The 19091-nt window shown below is 69.8% G+C and carries 14 protein-coding genes; 3 read left to right on the top strand and 11 right to left on the bottom strand.

Annotation, left to right across the window (positions count from 1 at the left end):
- Positions 1–43 precede the first annotated feature (43 nt).
- The 11 genes from ACPXCS_RS02875 to ACPXCS_RS02825 all read right to left on the bottom strand — a co-directional run bounded on the left by ACPXCS_RS02875 (position 44) and on the right by ACPXCS_RS02825 (position 14021).
- Positions 44–790 (bottom strand): PIG-L deacetylase family protein, encoded by a 747-nt coding sequence (locus tag ACPXCS_RS02875; protein WP_425946326.1) that lies wholly within the window; start codon positions 788–790, stop codon positions 44–46.
- 28 nt (positions 791–818) lie between these two features.
- A complete protein-coding gene (locus tag ACPXCS_RS02870) occupies positions 819–2120 on the bottom strand; it encodes an alpha/beta fold hydrolase (protein WP_425946325.1) in 1302 nt (433 codons plus the stop codon).
- Positions 2121–2187: 67 nt separating this feature from the next.
- The gene (locus ACPXCS_RS02865) at positions 2188–3039 is read right to left on the bottom strand and encodes a hypothetical protein (RefSeq protein WP_425946324.1); all 852 of its coding nucleotides are present in this window, start codon (positions 3037–3039) and stop codon (positions 2188–2190) included.
- On the bottom strand, positions 3029–6388 hold the full coding sequence (locus ACPXCS_RS02860; RefSeq protein ID WP_425946323.1) for a hypothetical protein: 3360 nt from the start codon (positions 6386–6388) through the stop codon (positions 3029–3031). Before ACPXCS_RS02860 ends, ACPXCS_RS02865 begins: the two co-directional genes overlap by 11 nt.
- 67 nt (positions 6389–6455) lie before the next feature.
- Positions 6456–7481 (bottom strand): LacI family DNA-binding transcriptional regulator, encoded by a 1026-nt coding sequence (locus tag ACPXCS_RS02855; RefSeq protein ID WP_425946322.1) that lies wholly within the window; start codon positions 7479–7481, stop codon positions 6456–6458.
- Between the two features lie 88 nt (positions 7482–7569).
- Positions 7570–8994, bottom strand: coding sequence for a BNR repeat-containing protein (locus ACPXCS_RS02850; RefSeq protein ID WP_425946321.1), 1425 nt, complete (start codon positions 8992–8994; stop codon positions 7570–7572).
- Between the two features lie 16 nt (positions 8995–9010).
- Positions 9011–9331: an L-rhamnose mutarotase gene (locus ACPXCS_RS02845; protein ID WP_425946320.1), complete on the bottom strand. Its 321-nt coding sequence runs from the start codon at positions 9329–9331 to the stop codon at positions 9011–9013.
- Between the two features lie 17 nt (positions 9332–9348).
- Positions 9349–10431 (bottom strand): rhamnose ABC transporter substrate-binding protein, encoded by a 1083-nt coding sequence (gene rhaS, locus ACPXCS_RS02840; protein ID WP_425946319.1) that lies wholly within the window; start codon positions 10429–10431, stop codon positions 9349–9351.
- Between the two features lie 29 nt (positions 10432–10460).
- The gene (locus tag ACPXCS_RS02835) at positions 10461–11474 is read right to left on the bottom strand and encodes an ABC transporter permease (RefSeq protein WP_425946318.1); all 1014 of its coding nucleotides are present in this window, start codon (positions 11472–11474) and stop codon (positions 10461–10463) included.
- On the bottom strand, positions 11467–12507 hold the full coding sequence (locus tag ACPXCS_RS02830; protein ID WP_425946317.1) for an ABC transporter permease: 1041 nt from the start codon (positions 12505–12507) through the stop codon (positions 11467–11469). The genes ACPXCS_RS02835 and ACPXCS_RS02830 overlap by 8 nt, the downstream gene beginning before the upstream one ends.
- The gene (locus ACPXCS_RS02825; protein ID WP_425946316.1) at positions 12504–14021 is read right to left on the bottom strand and encodes a sugar ABC transporter ATP-binding protein; all 1518 of its coding nucleotides are present in this window, start codon (positions 14019–14021) and stop codon (positions 12504–12506) included. Before ACPXCS_RS02825 ends, ACPXCS_RS02830 begins: the two co-directional genes overlap by 4 nt.
- Positions 14022–14305: 284 nt before the next feature.
- Between ACPXCS_RS02825 and rhaI the strand changes: the two genes are divergently transcribed.
- From rhaI to ACPXCS_RS02810, 3 genes are all read left to right on the top strand, one after another.
- Positions 14306–15466 carry an L-rhamnose isomerase gene (gene rhaI, locus ACPXCS_RS02820; RefSeq protein ID WP_425946315.1) on the top strand — a complete coding sequence of 387 codons (1161 nt, stop codon included), beginning with the start codon at positions 14306–14308 and terminating at the stop codon, positions 15464–15466.
- 111 nt (positions 15467–15577) lie between these two features.
- The gene (locus ACPXCS_RS02815; protein WP_425946314.1) at positions 15578–17617 is read left to right on the top strand and encodes a bifunctional aldolase/short-chain dehydrogenase; all 2040 of its coding nucleotides are present in this window, start codon (positions 15578–15580) and stop codon (positions 17615–17617) included.
- The gene (locus ACPXCS_RS02810; RefSeq protein WP_425946313.1) at positions 17614–19062 is read left to right on the top strand and encodes a rhamnulokinase; all 1449 of its coding nucleotides are present in this window, start codon (positions 17614–17616) and stop codon (positions 19060–19062) included. The genes ACPXCS_RS02815 and ACPXCS_RS02810 overlap by 4 nt, the downstream gene beginning before the upstream one ends.
- The last annotated feature ends 29 nt before the right edge of the window (positions 19063–19091 follow it).

Here is a 19091-nt window from a genome sequence, read left to right as displayed (position 1 = left end):
ACGACTCCCTGTCTCCCCGTCTCCCCGTCATGGCCGACTCGGTTCATCTGGCGAACAGTTCGAACGCCACCGCCGGCCGGCCCCCGAACCGCTCCCCCGTCGCCTCGGCGTGCTGCGTCAGGAAGCCGCGGACGTACGTCTCGGGGTCCTCGTCGGTCAGCACCTCGATGTACGTGCGGTGTTCCAGCAGCGAGCGCACCGCGCGCTCCATGCCGGGCGTCGCGTCCACGGCGTGGGTGGGGGTGCTGGAACCGGCGACGGCGACCCAGCGCACGCCGTCCCAGGGTTCGAGGCCCTGCTCGGTGAGGAGTTCCGGAAAGATCCAGCGGTTGCCGGCGTCGCCGGCCGCGTCCAGCGTGGCCCGGCCGACGGCGACGTGGTCGGGGGTGTTCCAGGCGACGCCGCCCCAGGTGTCCCGGTGGTTGAGCGTGATGACCAGCTCGGGCCGGTGCCGGCGGATGGCGGCGGCGATGTCGCGGCGCAGGGCGGGGCCGTACTCGATGACGCCGTCCCGGTGGTCGAGGAACTCCACCTCGCTCACGCCGACCACCGCCGCGCTCGCCCGCTGCTCCCGCTCGCGCAGCGGGCCGCACTGCTCCGGTGCGATCGTGTCGATGCCCGCCTCGCCGCGGGTGACGAGGACGTAGGCGATCTCGCGGCCCTCGTCGGTCCAGGCCGCGATCGCCGCTGAACAGCCGTACTCGAGGTCGTCCGGGTGGGCCACGACCGCCAGGGCGCGTCGCCAATCGCCCGGCATGGGCTGGAGTTGAGTGCTCGTCGGCTCCGTCATGTCGGCAGACTAGTCCGCGGCGCCGACATCACGCCTCGTCACGCGCGAGGGCCAGCAGCCGGTCCAGGACCCGGGGACCGCCGGTGCGCACGCCGTCGTGCTCGAACTCGTCGGTGACCCAGGTGCGCAGGCCGCGGACCGCCCGCGCGGTGCGCAGGGAGTGCGCGGTGTCGACGTACATGTCGTCGTGGTAGACGGCGGCGGCGACCGGTACGTCGTTGGCGGCGAGGCGCGCGGGGTCGTACAGCGGCGTCCAGTCGGTGCGGTCCGCGAGCAGGTCGGCGGTCTCGCGCAGCGGGCGCAGGGCCGGGTCGCAGTCGAACATCCAGGGGTGAATCGATTCTCCGGTGAACAGCACCGGTTCGTCGCCCGCGAGTGCCTTGGCGGCGTCGAACCGCGGGAACTCGGCGCGGACCCGCTCGGCCGACCAGGCCGTGGGCCGGGCGTCCTGGCCGTAGATCGACTCGTGGATCAGGGCGTACAGCGGGTGCCGGGCGTAGGAGAGCATGCCCTGCACCTGCTCCTGGAAGGAGTCGGAGAGCGTGAGGCCCTGCGGGGTGCGGACGAAGGCGTCCTCCAGGAGGTGGTGGAGGCGGTGCGTACCGTCGCCGGTGCCGAGGACGATGCCGAGGGACTGGAAGGCCTCGACGGTGAGCCGGTAGCCGCTCGGCAGGACCACGTCGTGGGTGAGCAGGTGGTCGGCGATGCGGCGGGCGCGCTCGACGTCCTGCGGATAGCGGGCGTAGTGGGCGGCGACCTTGCGTTCGACCCGCGGGAAGGCGGCCCGGTAGACGTCGTCGGCGTGGGCGTCCAGGGCGGGCAGCCCGCCGGTGATCACGGCGGTGGCCAGGCCCTCGGGGGCGAGGGAGAGGTAGCTGGTCACGCAGAAGCCGCCGAAGCTCTGGCCGAGGACGGTCCAGGGCGCGCCGCCGGTGACCTCGGCGCGGATGGCCTCGCAGTCGCGGACGATGGAGTCGGCGCGGAAGCGGGTGAGGTAGTCGGCCTGCTCGGCGGGACCGCCGCGCAGCGGCAGCGTCTGCCGGTTGGCGGGCGTGGAGTGGCCGGTGCCGCGCTGGTCCAGCAGGAGCACGCGGTACTCCTTCAGCGCCCTGCCCAGCCACCCGGGCCGGCCGACGGACCGGTCCGCGCCGAAGCCGGGTCCGCCCTGGAGGAAGAGCAGCCAGGGCAGCTCCTGGCGCGCCTTCTCTCCGGCGACGACCTCGCGGGCGTACAGCTCGATCGTCTCGCCCTCGGGGTGGTCGTGGTCGAGGGGCACGGTGAAGCGCCGGTCGGTGAGGACGACTCCGGGCTGGCGGTAGCTGAGGATCAACAGGGCTCCCGGGACGGACGGATTTTCGGACCGCGTCCCAGTTCATCACATGTCCAAGCGCCGTCGATCAGGCGAGGGTACCCATACGCAACGATGCCCATATGGTTTTGACCTGCTTCAGATACGTCTCTCCCTTGGCACCTGAGATCTCGGCGACAGCGTGCGCCAGCCGAAGAGCGGGAGCCGCGTGGGCGGTGCCCAGGATGCGCAGCTCATCGAGAACCAGATCATAATTGCACGGTAATGCATCTACTTTTCCGACGAGACTGCGTTCAGCGAGGGAGGCGATCACCACGGAAGCCGTTTCACCGCGCCTGAGGCGATAACGACTCCATTGTCGGTCGACTTCCCTCACGTGGTAAGCCTGGGATCTCTCACTCAAACGCAAACCCAGGTCATCGGCCACTTGCGCCACAATGGACGGGACGCTCTCCGAGACCTTCGCCTGCCAGGCCTGCCGAAATGTCCTGTTGTTGCGCCCTGCTGACGCGAGTTTGGTCAGGCAGGCTATGGCAGCACTGATCTCCGTCATGAGGGACCGGCCGCAGCGTTCCCAGTCCTCGACACCTTCTGGCATCCGGCCGCCACATGCCTCGCTGATCCAGACACTGCGGCGCGCCACCGAATCGCTGTTGTCCGTGTGCTGGCTCGCTGTCCGTAGATGATAAACAAGCTCATCGAACTGCCGAGCCGGACGGTCATTCCCTCGTTGAGCGAGCAGGAATCCAATGTCCAGCTTCCAACTCTCACGCCAAAGTTTGTAAGCAGCCGAGACCAGGGCATCAAATTCCGCTTCGGTTCGCACCGCGTTCGGCCACGACTGCTCATCCGGCGGCAGGAGCGCCTCGCCCGCACAGATCCTTCTCCAGTCCGACAAGTCCCGGCAGGCGCGCCGGAACTCCAGCACCTCACTGAGCACCGGGGGCCCTCCGCTCCGCTCGATGGCTCGCGCGAATCGGATCCGCCAGCGCGCCACGCATATTGAAAGCGATATGGAAGGAGGGCAGGACGTCTCCCTTCTTCCGGTAGTCGGACACCGAGAATCGCTGAGGGATGAAAGCTACTTCGGTGCCCAGTTGATCCACCCATACCGTCCCCTTCCTGCCGTCCGCGGTCGCCCAGGTGACGCGCCCGGTGAACACGCAAGCGCTTCCTTCCGGGCTGGAGAGCAGGTACGTGGCGACCACACGCGAAGACAGGTCATGCGACTCACGGTCAAGCGCGCGGAAGACTTCATCCGCCCGACGATAGGAGCCCAAGTGGAAAAGACTCAGGCCTCGCAGGAAATCCAAACGGTATCGGTCGAACCCACCGGCCTCGGGAATGGCATCCGCCACCCGCAGGCATTCTTCCCAGTCACTGGCCTTGAAGGCGAGCACCTCGCGCTCACCTCGGAGGAAGCGCCTGCCCGTCTTCAGTTCCCAGAAGAGGTCCAACAGCAGCCGGGAGCAGCGCCAGTCGGCACGCACTTCCGTAGGCGCGCGGCGTAGGGTCTCGACGGCGACTTTCATTCCCTCCAGCCCGCCTCTCATCGCTGCCAGCGCGAGGAAGTAGTATGCCGCCGGGTCGGAGTTCTCCGACAGCGCCGCCAGGTGCTTCACTTCGAGAGCCGGATCCCTGAGCATGCGCGACATTTCGAGGTTCCGCTGATCATACGTCGCACGCTGTTCCGGACTCAGCGTCGCGGGATCGATCGAGTCAAGCGAGGCCTGAGCGTTGGCCAGCAGGTCGATCTTGAGCTTCTCCGTGAGAACGCCGCTTTCCACCGCTTGCCGCGTCGTCCAGGCCACGACATCTACCGGGTAGACGTTCTCCGGGTCGAACGCCCTCGCGGCCAAGGCGGCGCGCATGACGCCACGCATGAGTTCTTCAATGCTTGCGGCGTCCTTACTGACGCCCACCTGCGACATCTCGAACACCTGAGCACCAGCGGTACTGGCCAGTTCGACGAGGAGGTTCAGACGTGACCGTGGAGCGGCATCGGCCTCTTCCAGCGTCCTCTGTACCAACTGCTCAACGTCTCTGAGGAGGCGGATCCGTTCGTCGTAGGCGCACCTCTTACCCCTTTGGGCCCAGTGCACGTACTCGCGGGTGAGGGTCGCCTCCAGCAGTACGAGCCGATGATGGGTGCGGCCGAGGCTCTCGCGCAGCTGCCTGAAGGCGTCAGCAAAATCGAGATAATGAGGCTTGTATTCCGGCAGACGGGACTTGGGCCCGATCCGTTCCATGAGATCAACGATGTATTGGACTTCTTCGCCACCCCAACGGTTCAGTGCCGGGCGGAGATTCTCGATGATCTGAACGATAACCTCGACCTCGGCGCGGACGTTCAGATCCTCCTTGGCGAGCAGTTCGGCCTCGAGTTGGGTCCGCGTCCCCAAGTACTGGTTTCCGCTGTCGTTGTCCGTCCAGCGGAAGATGTCGAAATTCTTCACAAGCTCGACGATGCTGCTGGATCCGTCTTGCCCGAGAACGCGCAGAGGAAGCTCCAGCGGAACGAGAAGGCCTCGGCGTCCACCAACGAGGATCATGGAGGTCAGCTTTTCCGTCGAGCTGCGTTCCGCGAAGGACAAGTCGACGAGTTCACCGTGCGGCCGCTCCGACGGCACGAGGTCGCCGACGATGAAGCCGGCGGCGGCGAGCGCCTGTGCCATCGCTGTCAGATGAGTCCGATTGGAGCGCTTGGCGGACTTGACCAGCCTCTCCAGGCCCGTTTCGGCTGCCCGCATCTCCATCGACAGACCACGCCGGAGGCCGCGCTCCGTATCGGGCAGGATCCGGTACAAGAAGGCGAGGAACGAGGAATCCACGGTCTCGCCCAAGTCGCCGGGGACGGGGACGCCGAACCTGGGCAACCACTCCCTAACACGTTCCAGCTCGCTCGAGCTCAGATCCGACTCGACCTGGATGACATTCTTGTGGACACGCTTCTTGATCTGTCCGGGCTGGAGATAGCTGCTGCCGACAATCAGAACCCGGCGTCCTCGCGAGCGCAGCTGCCGCTGCAGCGCGTAGTACTCGTCCGTACTGACCATTCCGTCCCAGACAAGCAAAGTGGGGACACCGTGGTACTCGTCTGCCCAGGAGGCGAAAGCGTCGATGTCAGCTAGTGTCGGACGGTCGCTTCGACGGGACGTATGGAGGACGGCCCCCTGACCCGACCTGGCGACATGGAGCGCCAGGGCGCACAGAGCAACCGACTTGCCCGTTGCCGTCTGCCCCGCGACAACTATCGGCTCGGGGGGCGACAGTTCGTCCAAGCCCGCACGGACCCGACGGAGCAATGGCTCCTCGAAGTCGCGGCGGAGGTGGTACTCGCTGGCAATCGCCTTCCAGGGTGGGGTGCCTTCACTCGCGCCCAGGAAATTGCGGAACCGCTGGTACCGCATCGCGCTGGACGAGGACGGGAAAGGTTCCAGCAGATCGGTGTCCACGGGCCGAGCAGCACCGATCACCCGGTTCCACGTGCTTACGTCGACTTCGACGAAGGAGTCGCGGACCGGGATGACCCGCTGCCCCGACAGACCGCGCCCAGCTGCGGAGCGCTGGAACCGTCCGTTCTCCTCCAACTCCGACAACAGCGTGGCAAACGACTCCTCGTGAAGGACGAGAACCTCTCGGGTGACCGCGGCCGCGATGAAGGGGTTCTCGCGCACCGCGTCGGACACGGAGAACATGTGAGCCTGGCCCGGCTGTAGGCGGCGGACGAAGGCGAATAGGTCCTGGGGGGTCAGCCAGTCGTCGGTACCGTAGCCCTCTACGACTACCACACCACGTGGTGTGACGAGCGTGTCGGCCAGGGTGTTCAGCGATTCAACGGCTCGCCCACGGATCTCAACCTCCTGGATCACGTCCATGGGCGGTCGCTCATCTTCAGGAAGTCCCAGCCCACCGAAGAGATGACGAAGCTGGAGTTCTGTGGTGCTACGCGGATGTCTGCCAAGCTGTGCCTGGGCAGTGGGCACTACGCGGCGCCAGTCACGGCTGAACAGTTCACTCAACGACGAGTCGACGCGGGACGTGAACACCCCGTTCCACGGATACCCGGCAATGTCGGAGAGCCACTCGGGAACGGGTTCGGTGGTGACGCGGTTGTTGAATTGCTCGTATGCGGCGGACGGATCATGTCCGAGGCTCGCCACCGTACTCGGCACCTGCGGACCTTGGGCACCCGCAACTCCCTCATGGGACTCCAGCGACTGCCCGAGCAGCAGAAAAGCAGGCCCCTTCACAAGCCGGGCCAGGAGAGTCTGGATTGAGGCTTCCACCACGTCACAGTAGCGTTCCGCGCGTCCAGATCTCCCGGTTTGGGTAAAGCCGAAGGTACCCTCGGCGTCAGCGGGCCGAAAGGCTGGAGCGCCGGACCACGAGTTCGGGCTGGAGGACGACCCGCCGGTGCTCGTGCGGCCGGGCCGTGCCCTCCTCCTCCGTCTCCTCCAGGAGCAGGTCGGCGGCCATGGCGCCCATGGTGACGGCGGGCTGGCGGACCGAGGTGAGCGGGACGGCGGCGGCGGCCGCGAACTCGATGTCGTCGTAGCCCACGATGGCGAGGTCGTCGGGGACGCGCACACCGGCCGCGTACATGGCCTGCAGGACGCCGAGGGCGAGCAGGTCGTTGGCGCAGAACACGGCGGTGGGCCGGTCGGCGAGCCCGAGCAGGCGGGCTCCGGCGTCCCGGCCCGCTGCGACGTCCAGCCGTTCGGTGGGCAGCTCGCGCAGCGCGTCGGGGCCGAGCCCGGCCTCGGCGAGCGCTTCGAGGGCGCCGGTGCGGCGGTCGCGGACCTGGTTGAGGCCGGGCGGGCCGCTGACGTAGGCGAGGGAGCGGTGCCCGGCGTCGACGAGGTGGCGCACCGCGAGGGCGCCGCCGGCCACGTCGTCGACGGAGACCGAGCACTCGGTGGTGCCCTCGGCGACCCGGTCGACCAGGACGAACGGGATGCCGTGCCGGCGGAACGCCTCGATGTTGCGGCCGGTCGCGTCGGCCGGGGTGAGCAGCACGCCGCGCACCCGCTGCTCGGCGAAGAGCGACAGGTACTCGGCCTCCTCGCCCGGGTTCTGGGCGCTGTTGCAGACCATCACGCCGAGTCCGGCCTGGCGGGCGGCGCGCTCGGCGCCGCGGGCGACGTCGACGAAGAAGGGGTTGCCCATGTCGAGGACGAGCAGCCCCATGATGCGGCTGCGGCCGGCGCGCAGTTGGCGCGCGGACTCGCTGCGGACGTAGCCGAGCCGGTCTATCGCGGACAGCACGCGCGCCCGGGTCTCGGTGGCGACCGTGTCCGGGCGGTTGATCACGTTCGACACCGTGCCGACCGAGACTCCGGCGGCGCGGGCGACGTCCTTGATACCCACCGACTGGGCCATCGGGCAGGGACCTCCAGAGGGAGACGAGGGGGGCGGCGGCCCGGGGCGGCTTCACATTACCGGCACGCCGCCCCGGAACCGGTCACGGTCAGACGGGCAGCCGGAAGTCGGCGACGCGCAGCGCCGAGGGGGTCGTACCGGTGGACTTCTCCTGGTACATGAAGGACAGCACCCCGTCCTGGGCGACCCGCGTCTCGTCGACGACGACCTCGCCGAAGGCGTTCAGGCCGCTGCCGTCGAAGAGGACCTTCCAGTCGGTGTGCCCCGAGGCCGCGGAGGCGCCGGCGATCCGGCCGAAGGGGAGGATCGCGTAGGCGTTGTCGTACCGGTCCAGGATCAGCTTGGTGCGCTGGCTGGAGCCGAGCGGGACCGGGATCTCGGTCTTCCGCCAGGTGCCGGAGGCGTCGCGGCGGAGGTGGAAGGCGCGGCCGTTCCTGGTCCGGTCCGCGACGTAGTTCGTGGTGCACTGCCCGAAGCGGCCCGGGACGTAGGAGATGATCGCGTGCGGCCGGCCCGCGGAGTCGGTGAACTGGCTCTCCTGGTTCATCAGGGAGTGGTCCGGGTTCAGCGGGTCCACGACCAGCCCGGCGTCGTTCACGGAGACCTTGTCGGAGCCGCCGGTGACGCCGACGACGGTCCCGGCAACGTTGCGCCAGGTGCGGCCGCGGTCGTCGGAGTGGACGTAGCCGGTGTCGTGGTTGGTGATGCCGCCGCCGTTGCACATCACGGCGCCGTTCTGCTCGCGCCAGGTGAAGAAGGCGTGCAGCCGGCCGCTGCGGTCGTAGTCGATGCCGTGCAGGTACATGTTGCGGGCGGTGGAGGAGCCGTGCTCGCTGGTGTAGGTGCCGGTGGAACTCGACCACTCCCCCAGGGCGGTCCACCGGGTGCCGTCGTACTCGGCGAGCGCGTTGCGGCCGTTGCCGGAGACACCGGCGCGGTAGCTGAGCTGGAGCCTGCCCTCCGGCGTGGCGACGAACTGCGGGTAGGTGAACTGCGAGGTCAGGGCGAGGCCGTCGAGGGTGGACTGCGGTGCGCCGAAGCGGCTCGCGGTCCAGCTCAGCCCCGCGGGGTCGTCCATCAGCCCGGCGACGGACTTGACGTAGGTGAAGCCGTCGCTGTGGGAGTCCATGTTGAGGTGCAGGCGGCCGTCGACCTTGGAGACACCCATGGAGATGACGTTGTGGGAGTCGTCGTAGCGCAGGGTGTGCCCGGCCTTCACCGTCGACCAGGTGGTCGATGCGAGGGCGCGGCGGCCGACGACGGCGTTGCGGTCGGCGGTGTACCAGACGGCGTACTGGTGGCCCTTGCAGGTCAGCAGGCCGTTCTTCTGGAACGCGTTGTTGTTGACCAGCCCGTCGTAGGAGACGAAGAAGAGGGCCTGGCTGTCGAGGGTGGTGGTCCCGGTCCGGGTGACCGAAGGGCCGGGGGTCGCGGCCCGCGCGGTGCCGGAGGCCAGGGCGGGTGTCACCACCGTTCCCGCGAGGGCGGCGGCCAGCAGGGTACGTCTGTGCATCTCGTGGACTCCGTCGTCATGCGAGGTGGAAGACTTCCGTGAGCGGTTTCATGGCCTCGTCGGGCCGGGCGCCGTCCAGCGACTCGAAGAACGGCGCCATCTCCGCCTGCCAGCGGGCGTTGACGTCGGTGGCTTCCATACCGGCCAGGGCCGCGGTGAAGTCCTCGGTCTCCAGGTAGCCGACGAGCAGTCCGTCCTCGCGCAGGAAGAGCGAGTAGTTGTGCCAGCCGGTCTCGGAGAGCGCTCGGAGCATCTCCGGCCACACGGCGGCGTGCCGCTCGCGGTACTCGTCGAGGCGGTCCGCCCGGACCTTCAGCAGGAAGCACACGCGCTGCATCAACGCTCCTTCGTGGCTCAGAAGTTGAACTGGTCGATGTTCTTCGCGTCGAACACGGTCGGCTTGCCGAGGCTGATCACGCCGTCCTTGCCGATCGTGTACTCGCCCATGGAACCGGCCGTGAAGGTCTCGCCCTCCTTGCCGGTGATCTGGCCGGAGGACAGCGCGACGGCGGTCCGCGCGGCCAGCTCGCCCAGCTTGGCCGGGTCCCACAGCTCGAACGCCTCGACGGTGCCGTTCTTGACGTACTTGCGCATGTCGTTGGGGGTGCCGAGACCGGTCAGCTTGACCTTGCCCTTGTACTTGGAGCCCGACAGGTACTGGGCGGCCGCCTTGATGCCCACGGTGGTCGGGGAGATGATCCCCTTCAGGTTCGGGTACTCCTGGAGCAGGCCCTGGGTCTGCTGGAAGGACTGCTGGGCGTCGTCGTTGCCGTACGCGACCTTCACCAGCTTCATGTTCTTGTACTCGGGCTTCTTCAGCTCGTCCTTCATGAAGTCGATCCAGGTGTTCTGGTTCGTCGCCGTCTGCGCGGCGGACAGGATCGCGATCTCGCCCTTGTAGTCGATCTGCTTGGCGAGCAACTGCACCTCGGTACGGCCCAGGTCCTCGGCGGAGGCCTGCGAGACGAAGGCGTTGCGGCAGTCGGCGGTGGTGTCGGAGTCGTAGGTGACGACCTTGATGCCGTTCTTCATGGCCTGCTTGAGCGCGGTGCACAGGGCGCCGGGGTCCTGCGCGGACACGGCCATCGCGTCGACCTGCTGCTGGGTGAGCGTGTTGACGTAGGAGACCTGTCCGGCGGTGTCGGTCGCGCTGGACGGCCCGACCTCCTTGTAGCTGGAGCCCAGCTCCTTCAGCGCCTTCTCGCCGCCCTTGTCGGCGGTGGTGAAGTAGGGGTTGTTGACCTGCTTGGGCAGGAAGCCGACCGTCAGGCCCTTCTTCAGCTCGGCGTCGGGGTCGGCCTTGCCGGCCGTGGCGGCGGAACCGCCTTCGTTCGCGACGTCCTTCTTGGTGGTGCCGCCGCACGCGGTGAGCGCCAGGGCGAGCGAGGTGGCGGTGGCGAGCGCCGCGCAGCTGCGGCGGAGGGTCGTCTTGCGCATGGCTGTCGTCCTTTACGAGGAGGGGCTGGTCATGAGGTGGGAGTCGAGGCGGCGGCTCTGCGGCCCGCCCTCGCTGTGGAGATCTGCCGTACGACCCGGGGGCCGAGCACGGAGAGAACGAGCAGGACGCCGGTGACGACGATCTGCGACTGGGCGGAGACGTCCTGGAGGCTCATCACGTTCTGCAGCGCCCCCAGCAGGAACACCCCGGCGATCGCGCCGCCCAGCGTGCCCTTGCCGCCGTCGAAGTCGATGCCGCCGAGCAGCACGGCCGCCACGACGGACAGTTCCAGGCCGGTGGCGTTGTCGAAGCGGGCGCTGGCGTAGTGCAGCGCCCAGAAGACGCCGGTCAGGGAGGCCATCAGTCCGGTCAGCGTGAACAGGATCAGCTTCTGCCGCTTGACGCGGATGCCGGCGAAGCGGGCGGCCTCCTCGCTCGCCCCGATGGCGAACAGCGAGCGCCCGAACGGTGTGGCGTGCAGGGCGACCACGGCGATGGCGAGCAGCACGAGGAAGGGCAGCAGGGCGTACGGGATGAAGGTGTCGCCGAGGCGGCCGGCCGCGAAGTCCAGGTACTGCGTGGGGAAGTCGGTCACCGCGTCGGAGCCGAGCACGATCTGCGCGATGCCCCGGTAGGCGGCCAGCGTGCCGATGGTGACGGCCAGCGACGGCAGGCCCAGCCTGGTCACCAGCAGCCCGTTGACCAGGCCGCACACCACGCCCAGCAGCAGGCAGATCGGGATGATCGTCTCGATGGCCATGCCCTGGTTCCACAGGGCGCCCATCACGGCGCCGGACAGGCCGGCCGTGGACGCCACCGACAGATCGATCTCGCCGGAGACGACCAGCAGGGTCATGGGCAGCGCGATCAGGGCGATGGGGAGCGTGTTGCCGATCAGGAACGACAGGTTGAGCGCGTTGCCGAACCCGTCGACGAAGCCGAAGGAGAACAGCAGGACGACGACGAGGAGTGCGCCGACGGCGGAGTCCCACCTCTTCAGGACGGACCACGGGACCGCTCGGCTCGCGGAGATGTCAGCCATGGCGGGCGTTCCTCTTCTTCAGGGCCAAGGCCACGCGCAGCGCGACGATCCGGTCGACCGCGATGGCGAGGATGAGCAGGATGCCGTTGATGGCGAGCACCCAGACGGAGCTGACGCCGAGGGCGGGCAGCACGCTGTTGATGGAGGTCAGCAGCAGGGCGCCGAGGGCCGCGCCGTAGACGCTGCCGGAGCCGCCGGTGAAGACGACGCCGCCGACCACGACCGCGCTGACGACGGTCAGTTCGTAGCCGTTGCCGGTGCCGGAGTCGACGTTGCCGAACCGGGCGAGGTACATCGCGCCGGCGAGTCCGGCGAGGGCGCCGCAGAAGGTGTACGCGGCGAGGATCCGCTTGCGCACCGGGATGCCGGCGAGGCGGGCGGCCTCCGGGTTGGAGCCGAGCGCGTAGAGCTCGCGGCCGCTGCCGAAGTGCTTGAGGTAGTAGGCGGTGGCGACCAGGACCGCCAGGGCGATCAGCGCCAGGTACGGCACCGCGGAGATGCCGCCGGAGCCGAAGTCGACGAACCCGCCCGGCAGGTCGGCCGCGGTGATCTGCCGGGAGCCGACCCAGATGGAGTCGATGCCGCGGATGATGTACAGCGTGCCGAGGGTGACCACGAGCGCGGGCACCTGACCGAGGCTGACGAGCAGTCCGTTGAGCAGTCCGAAGGCGATGCCGAGCAGCACGGCCAGGGCGATCGCCACGACCGGGTTGCCGCCGCCCTGGAGGTAGGTGCCGGCGGCGAAGGCGCTGATGCCGAGCGTGGAGCCGACGGACAGGTCGACGTTGCGCGTGATGACGACCAGGGACTGGCCGGTGGCGACCAGGACCAGGATCGTCGCGTTCAGCAGCAGGTCCTTGATGCCCTGCTCGGAGAGGAACTCGCTGTTGCCGGCCTGGGTGACGCCGATCATCACCAGGAAGACGACCAGGATGGCCAGTTCGCGCATCTTGAAGACGCGGTCGACCAGCCGTGTGCCGCTCGACTTGGGCACGTCGGCCACGGGGGCCTCCTGCGGGGTCACGACCGTCATGCGGCGGCCCTCCCGGTGGCTGCGGCCATCACGGTTTCCTCGGTGGCGTCGGAGCGCGGGATCTCGGCGGTGAGGCGGCCCTCGTGCATCACCAGCACGCGGTCGGCCATGCCGAGGATCTCGGGCAGGTCGGAGGAGATCATCAGGACGGCCACGCCGTCGGCGGCCAGCTGGGACAGCAGCCGGTGCACCTCGGCCTTGGTGCCCACGTCGATGCCCCGGGTCGGCTCGTCGACGATCAGCACCTCGGGGCCGGTGGCGAGCCACTTGGCCAGCACGACCTTCTGCTGGTTGCCGCCGGAGAGCGTGTTGACGGTGTCGGCGATCCGGGCGTACTTGACCTGGAGTTTGACGGCCCAGTCCAGGGAGCGGCTGCGTTCGGCGCCGCGGTCCATGAGCCCGGCCCGCACGGTCGTGCGCAGCCCGGTCAGACCGATGTTGCGCTCGATCGACATGTCCATCACCAGGCCCTGGGCACGCCGGTCCTCCGGGACCAGGGCGAGTCCGGCGGCCATGGCCGTGGAGGGGGCCCCGTTGACCAGGGTCCTGCCGCCGACGGTCACTTCGCCGGCGTCCCAGCGGTCGACGCCGAAGATCGCCCGGGCGACCTCGGTGCGCCCGGCGCCGACCAGGCCCGCGAGACCGACGATCTCGCCGTGCCGGACGTCGAAGGAGACGTCGGTGAAGACGCCCTCGCGGGTGAGCCGGCGCACGCTCAGGGCGACCTCGCCCGGCTCGACCTGCTGCTTGGGGTACAGCTCGTCGAGGTCACGGCCGACCATGCGGCGCACCAGGTCGTCCTCGGTCATGCCCGCGAGCGGCTCGCTGGCGATCCAGGCGCCGTCGCGCAGGGTGGTGACCCGCTGGCAGATCTCGAAGATCTCCTCCAGCCGGTGGGAGATGAACAGCACGGCGGCGCCCTGTTCGCGCAGGGTGCGCACGACGCCGAAGAGACGGGCGACCTCGCTGCCGGTGAGGGCGGCGGTGGGCTCGTCCATGATCAGGACGCGGGCCTCGAAGGAGAGCGCCTTGGCGATCTCGACGATCTGCTGGTCGGCGATGGACAGGCCGCGTGCGGGGCGGTCGGGGTCGAGCTCGACGCCGAGGCGCTTCATCAGCTCGGCGGTCGCGTGGTGCGTGGCCTTGTGGTCGATGCGGCCGAGCGCGCGGCGCGGCTGGCGGCCCATGTAGATGTTCTCGGCGATCGACAGGTCGGGGAAGAGCGTGGGCTCCTGGTAGATCACGGCGATGCCGGCGTCGCGGGCGTCGCCGGGCCCGTGGAAGGCCGCGGGCGCGCCGTCGAGCAGCACCTGGCCGGCGTCGGGCCGGTGCACTCCGGCGAGCGTCTTGATGAGGGTCGACTTGCCGGCGCCGTTCTCGCCGGCCAGGGCGTGCACCTCCCCGGGGAACAGCTCCAGGGAGACGTCCCGCAGGGCGCGGACCGCGCCGAAGGACTTGGAGACGTCCCTCAGCGCCAGAACCGGGGCCGGACCCGTGGTGGACGGGTGGGTCATTGGGGGCTCCTCGACGACGCCGGCGGGAGAGCCTCTCGGCGTCGTGGGCGTCGTGAAAGGTTTCAACTGGGTTGCCGGGACGTTAGGCGGGCCGCGCATGTCACGTCAATGGGTTCCGGTCGAAAAAGTTTCGACGCCAGAAGGTCACACCCTGGTCACGGGAAAGCGTCTTGGCCGGAGGGGTTGACACCCCTTCGGGGGGCCCATAGCTTCGCGTCCTGAATCGTTTCATTCAGTGGTCGTCACGCGTGGCCGTCGCGACCCGATGTCTCAGGAGTTCTGACGTGACCGAGCTCGCCGCGGTGAAGGCCGCACTCAAGACACAGGCCGTCGAGACGCCGTCGTGGGCGTACGGGAACTCCGGCACGCGGTTCAAGGTGTTCGCGCAGGCGGGCGTGCCGCGCACGCCGCGGGAGAAGCTGGACGACGCGGCGAAGGTGCACGAGTTCACGGGCGTCGCGCCGACGGTCGCGCTGCACATCCCCTGGGACCGGGTCGACGACTACGCGGCGCTGGCGAAGTACGCCGAGGACCGCGGCGTGCGGCTCGGGGCGATCAACTCCAACACCTTCCAGGACGACGACTACAAGCTCGGGAGCATCTGCCACCCGGACGCCGCGGTGCGGCGCAAGGCCGTGGACCACCTGCTGGAGTGCGTCGACATCATGGACGCGACCGGGTCCGCGGATCTGAAGCTGTGGTTCGCCGACGGGACGAACTACCCCGGGCAGGACGACATCCGCGGCCGGCAGGACCGGCTGGCCGAAGGGCTGGCCGAGGTGTACGAGCGGCTCGGGGACGGGCAGCGGATGCTGCTGGAGTACAAGTTCTTCGAGCCGGCCTTCTACACCACGGACGTGCCGGACTGGGGCACCGCCTACGCCCACTGCCTCAAGCTCGGGCCCAAGGCCCAGGTCGTGGTCGACACGGGGCACCACGCGCCCGGGACCAACATCGAGTTCATCGTGGCGACGCTGCTGCGCGAGGGCAAGCTCGGCGGGTTCGACTTCAACTCGCGGTTCTACGCGGACGACGACCTCATGGTCGGTGCCGCGGACCCCTTCCAGCTGTTCCGGATCATGTACGAGGTGGTGCGCGGCGGCGGGTTCTCCCCCGAGGTCGCGTTCATGCTCGACCAGTGCCACAACATCGAGGCGAAGATCCCGGCGATCATCCGGTCGGTGATGAACGTCCAGGAGGCCACGGCGAAGGCGCTGCTGGTCGACGGGGAGGCGTTGGCCGCCGCGCAGCGGGACGGTGACGTGCTGGAGGCGAACGCGGTGCTGATGGACGCGTACGACACGGACGTGCGGCCGCTGCTGCGGGAAGTGCGCGAGGAGATGGGGCTGGACCCCGAGCCGCTTGCCGCGTACCGGCGGTCCGGGTGGGCCGAGAAGATCGTCGCCGAGCGGGTGGGTGGGCAGCAGGCGGGGTGGGGCGCGTAGGCGTCTGCCGAGTTCTGTGATCTGCGGAGTGCGGGTCGTGTGTGGTTGACCGCGCAGTTCCCCGCGCCCCTCGAGGACGACACTTCACCCCTTATTCGAAAAGGAACTGGCATGGCTGTTCATCCCGAAGCTGACGCTCTGCTCGCCCGGTCGCACCGGCTCGGGGCCGATCCCCGGAACACCAACTACGCGGGTGGCAACGCCTCCGCCAAGGGCACCGGGACCGACCCCGTCACCGGCGGGGACGTCGAGCTGATGTGGGTCAAGGGGTCCGGCGGGGACCTCGGGACGCTGACCGAGGCGGGGCTGGCCGTGCTGCGGCTGGACCGGATGCGGGCGCTCGTCGACGTGTACCCGGGCGTCGAGCGCGAGGACGAGATGGTCGCCGCGTTCGACTACTGCCTGCACGGCAAGGGCGGGGCGGCGCCCTCCATCGACACCGCCATGCACGGACTGGTCGAGGCCGCGCACGTCGATCATCTGCACCCGGACTCCGGGATCGCGCTCGCCTGCGCCGCCGACGGCGAGAAGCTGACCGCCGAGTGCTTCGGGGACAGCGTCGTGTGGGTGCCGTGGCGGCGGCCCGGGTTCCAGCTGGGGCTGGACATCGCCGCCGTGCAGAAGGCCAACCCGCAGGCCGTCGGCTGCATCCTCGGCGGGCACGGCATCACCGCCTGGGGCGACACCTCGGAGGAGTGCGAGCGGAACTCGCTGCACATCATCCGCACCGCCGAGCGGTTCCTCGCCGAGCGCGGCAGGCCCGAGCCCTTCGGGCCGGTGCTCGACGGGTACGCCCCCCTGGACGCCGCCGGGCGGCGGGAGCGGGCCGCCGCCCTCGCGCCGCACGTGCGGGCCCTCGCTTCCCAGGACCGTCCCCAGGTGGGGCACTTCGACGACTCCGAGGCCGTCCTCGACTTCCTGGCCCGTGCCGAGCACCCGCGGCTGGCCGCGCTCGGCACCTCCTGCCCCGACCACTTCCTGCGCACCAAGGTCCGGCCGCTGGTGCTGGACCTGCCGCCGGCCGCCCCGCTCGACGAGGCGATCGCCCGGCTGCAGGAGCTGCACGCGCGGTACCGCGAGGAGTACGCCGCCTACTACGAGCGGCACGCCGAGCCCGGCTCCCCCGCGATGCGCGGCGCCGACCCGGCGATCGTGCTGATCCCGGGGGTCGGCATGTTCTCCTTCGGCAAGGACAAGCAGACCGCCCGGGTCGCGGGCGAGTTCTACGTCAACGCCGTCAACGTGATGCGCGGGGCGGAGGCCGTCTCCACCTACGCGCCGATCGAGGAGTCGGAGAAGTTCCGCATCGAGTACTGGGCGCTGGAGGAGGCCAAGCTCCAGCGGATGCCGAAGCCCAAGGCGCTCGCCACGCGGGTCGCGCTGGTGACCGGGGCCGGCAGCGGGATCGGCAAGGCCATCGCCCACCGGCTCGTCGCCGAGGGCGCGTGCGTGGTCGTCGCCGACCTGAACACGCAGAACGCCGAGGCCGTCGCCGAGGAGCTGGGCGGGCCCGACAAGGCCGTCGCCGTGACGGTCGACGTGACCTCGGAGGAGCAGATCGCCGAGGCCTTCCGGGCGGCGGTGCTGGCCTTCGGCGGGGTGGACCTCGTGGTCAACAACGCGGGCATCTCCATCTCCAAGCCGCTGCTGGAGACCTCCGCGAAGGACTGGGACCTGCAGCACGACATCATGGCGCGCGGCTCGTTCCTGGTGTCGCGGGAGGCGGCCCGGGTGATGATCGCCCAGGGCCTCGGCGGTGACATCGTCTACATCGCCTCGAAGAACGCCGTGTTCGCCGGGCCCAACAACATCGCCTACTCGGCCACCAAGGCCGACCAGGCCCACCAGGTGCGGCTGCTCGCCGCCGAGCTGGGCGAGCACGGGATCCGCGTCAACGGGATCAACCCCGACGGCGTCGTGCGCGGCTCGGGGATCTTCGCCGGCGGATGGGGCGCGAAGCGCGCGGCCGTGTACGGGGTCGAGGAGGAGAAGCTGGGCGAGTTCTACGCCCAGCGGACCCTCCTCAAGCGCGAGGTGCTGCCCGAGCACGTGGCCAACGCCGTGTTCGCCCTGACCGGTGGGGACCTCACCCACACGACCGGTCTGCACATCCCCGTCGACGCCGGCGTCGCGGCCGCCTTCCTGCGGTGAGCGCCGACGTGAGGTCCTACGCCGCGGTCGACCTGGGCGCGTCCAGCGGGCGCGTCATGGTCGGCCGGGTCGGCCCGGACAGCCTGCGGCTCACCGAGGCGCACCGCTTCCCCAACCGGCCCGTCCGGGTGCCCGAGGGGCTGCGGTGGGACGTCCTCGCGCTGTACGCCGGGGTGCTGGAGGGGCTGAGGGCGGCCGGGCAGGTCGACTCCGTCGGCGTCGACAGCTGGGCCGTGGACTACGGGCTGCTGGATGCCGACGGCGCTCTGCTCGGCAACCCCGTGCACTACCGGGACTCCCGCACCGACGGGGTGGCGGAGAAGGTGTGGGCGTCCGTGCCCGCCGAGGAGCTGTACGCCGCCACCGGGCTGCAGTACGCGCCGTTCAACACCCTGTACCAGCTGACGGCGGCCCGTGGCACGGCCCAACTCGCGCAGGCGAAAAGGCTGTTGCTGATGCCGGACCTGCTGACGTACTGGCTCACCGGCGAGCAGGGCACGGAGCTGACCAACGCCTCCACCACGCAGCTCGTCGACCCGGGCACGCGGGACTGGGCGTACGGCCTGGCGGAGCGCCTCGGGATCGACCTCGGGCTGTTCGCCCCGCTGCGCCGGCCCGGGGACCCGGCGGGGGTGCTGCGGCCGGCGGTGCTGGAGGAGACCGGGCTGACCGGTCCCGTGCCGGTGACGGCCGTCGGGTCGCACGACACCGCCTCGGCGGTCGCCGCCGTCCCCGCGACGGGTGAGCGGTTCGCCTACATCTGCACCGGGACCTGGTCGCTGGCCGGCCTGGAGCTGGACGCCCCGGTGCTGACCGAGGAGAGCCGGGCGGCCAACTTCACCAACGAGCTGGGCCTGGACGGGACCGTCCGGTATCTGCGCAACATCATGGGGCTGTGGCTGCTCCAGGAGTGCCTGCGGGCCTGGGGCGAGCCGGACCTGGGCGCGCTGCTGCTGGAGGCGTCCAGGGCCGAGGCACTGCGGTCGGTCGTGGACGCGGGCGACGCGGCGTTCCTGGCGCCGGGTCGCATGCCGGAGCGGATCGCGCAGGCCTGCCGGGCCTCGGGGCAGCCCGTGCCCGGCACGCCGGGCGAGGTGACGCGCTGCATCCTCGACTCGCTCGCCCTCGCCCACCGCAAGGCGGTCCAGGACGCGCAGCGGCTGGCCGGGCACCCCGTCGACGTGGTGCACGTGGTCGGCGGCGGCACGCGCAACGCGCTGCTGTGCCAGCTGACCGCCGACGCCTGCGGGCTGCCGGTGGTGGCCGGGCCGACCGAGGCGGCCGCCCTGGGCAACGTGCTCGTCCAGGCCCGGGCGCACGGTCTGGTCGGGGACCTGGCGGGCATGCGCAACCTGCTCGTGCGGACCCAGCCGCTCACCCGGTACGAACCGCGGGGCGGCACCGAGCGGTGGCGTGCCGCGCAGGACCGGCTCGCCGCGGCCTGACGAGGCCTCCCCGCGGCCCCGCGCCCGCA

Source organism: Streptomyces sp. DT190 (assembly GCF_049846985.1).
Taxonomy (GTDB): domain Bacteria; phylum Actinomycetota; class Actinomycetes; order Streptomycetales; family Streptomycetaceae; genus Streptomyces.
The sequence above is the reverse complement of the archived record's forward strand: the minus strand, read 5'-3'. Positions and strand labels throughout refer to the sequence as shown.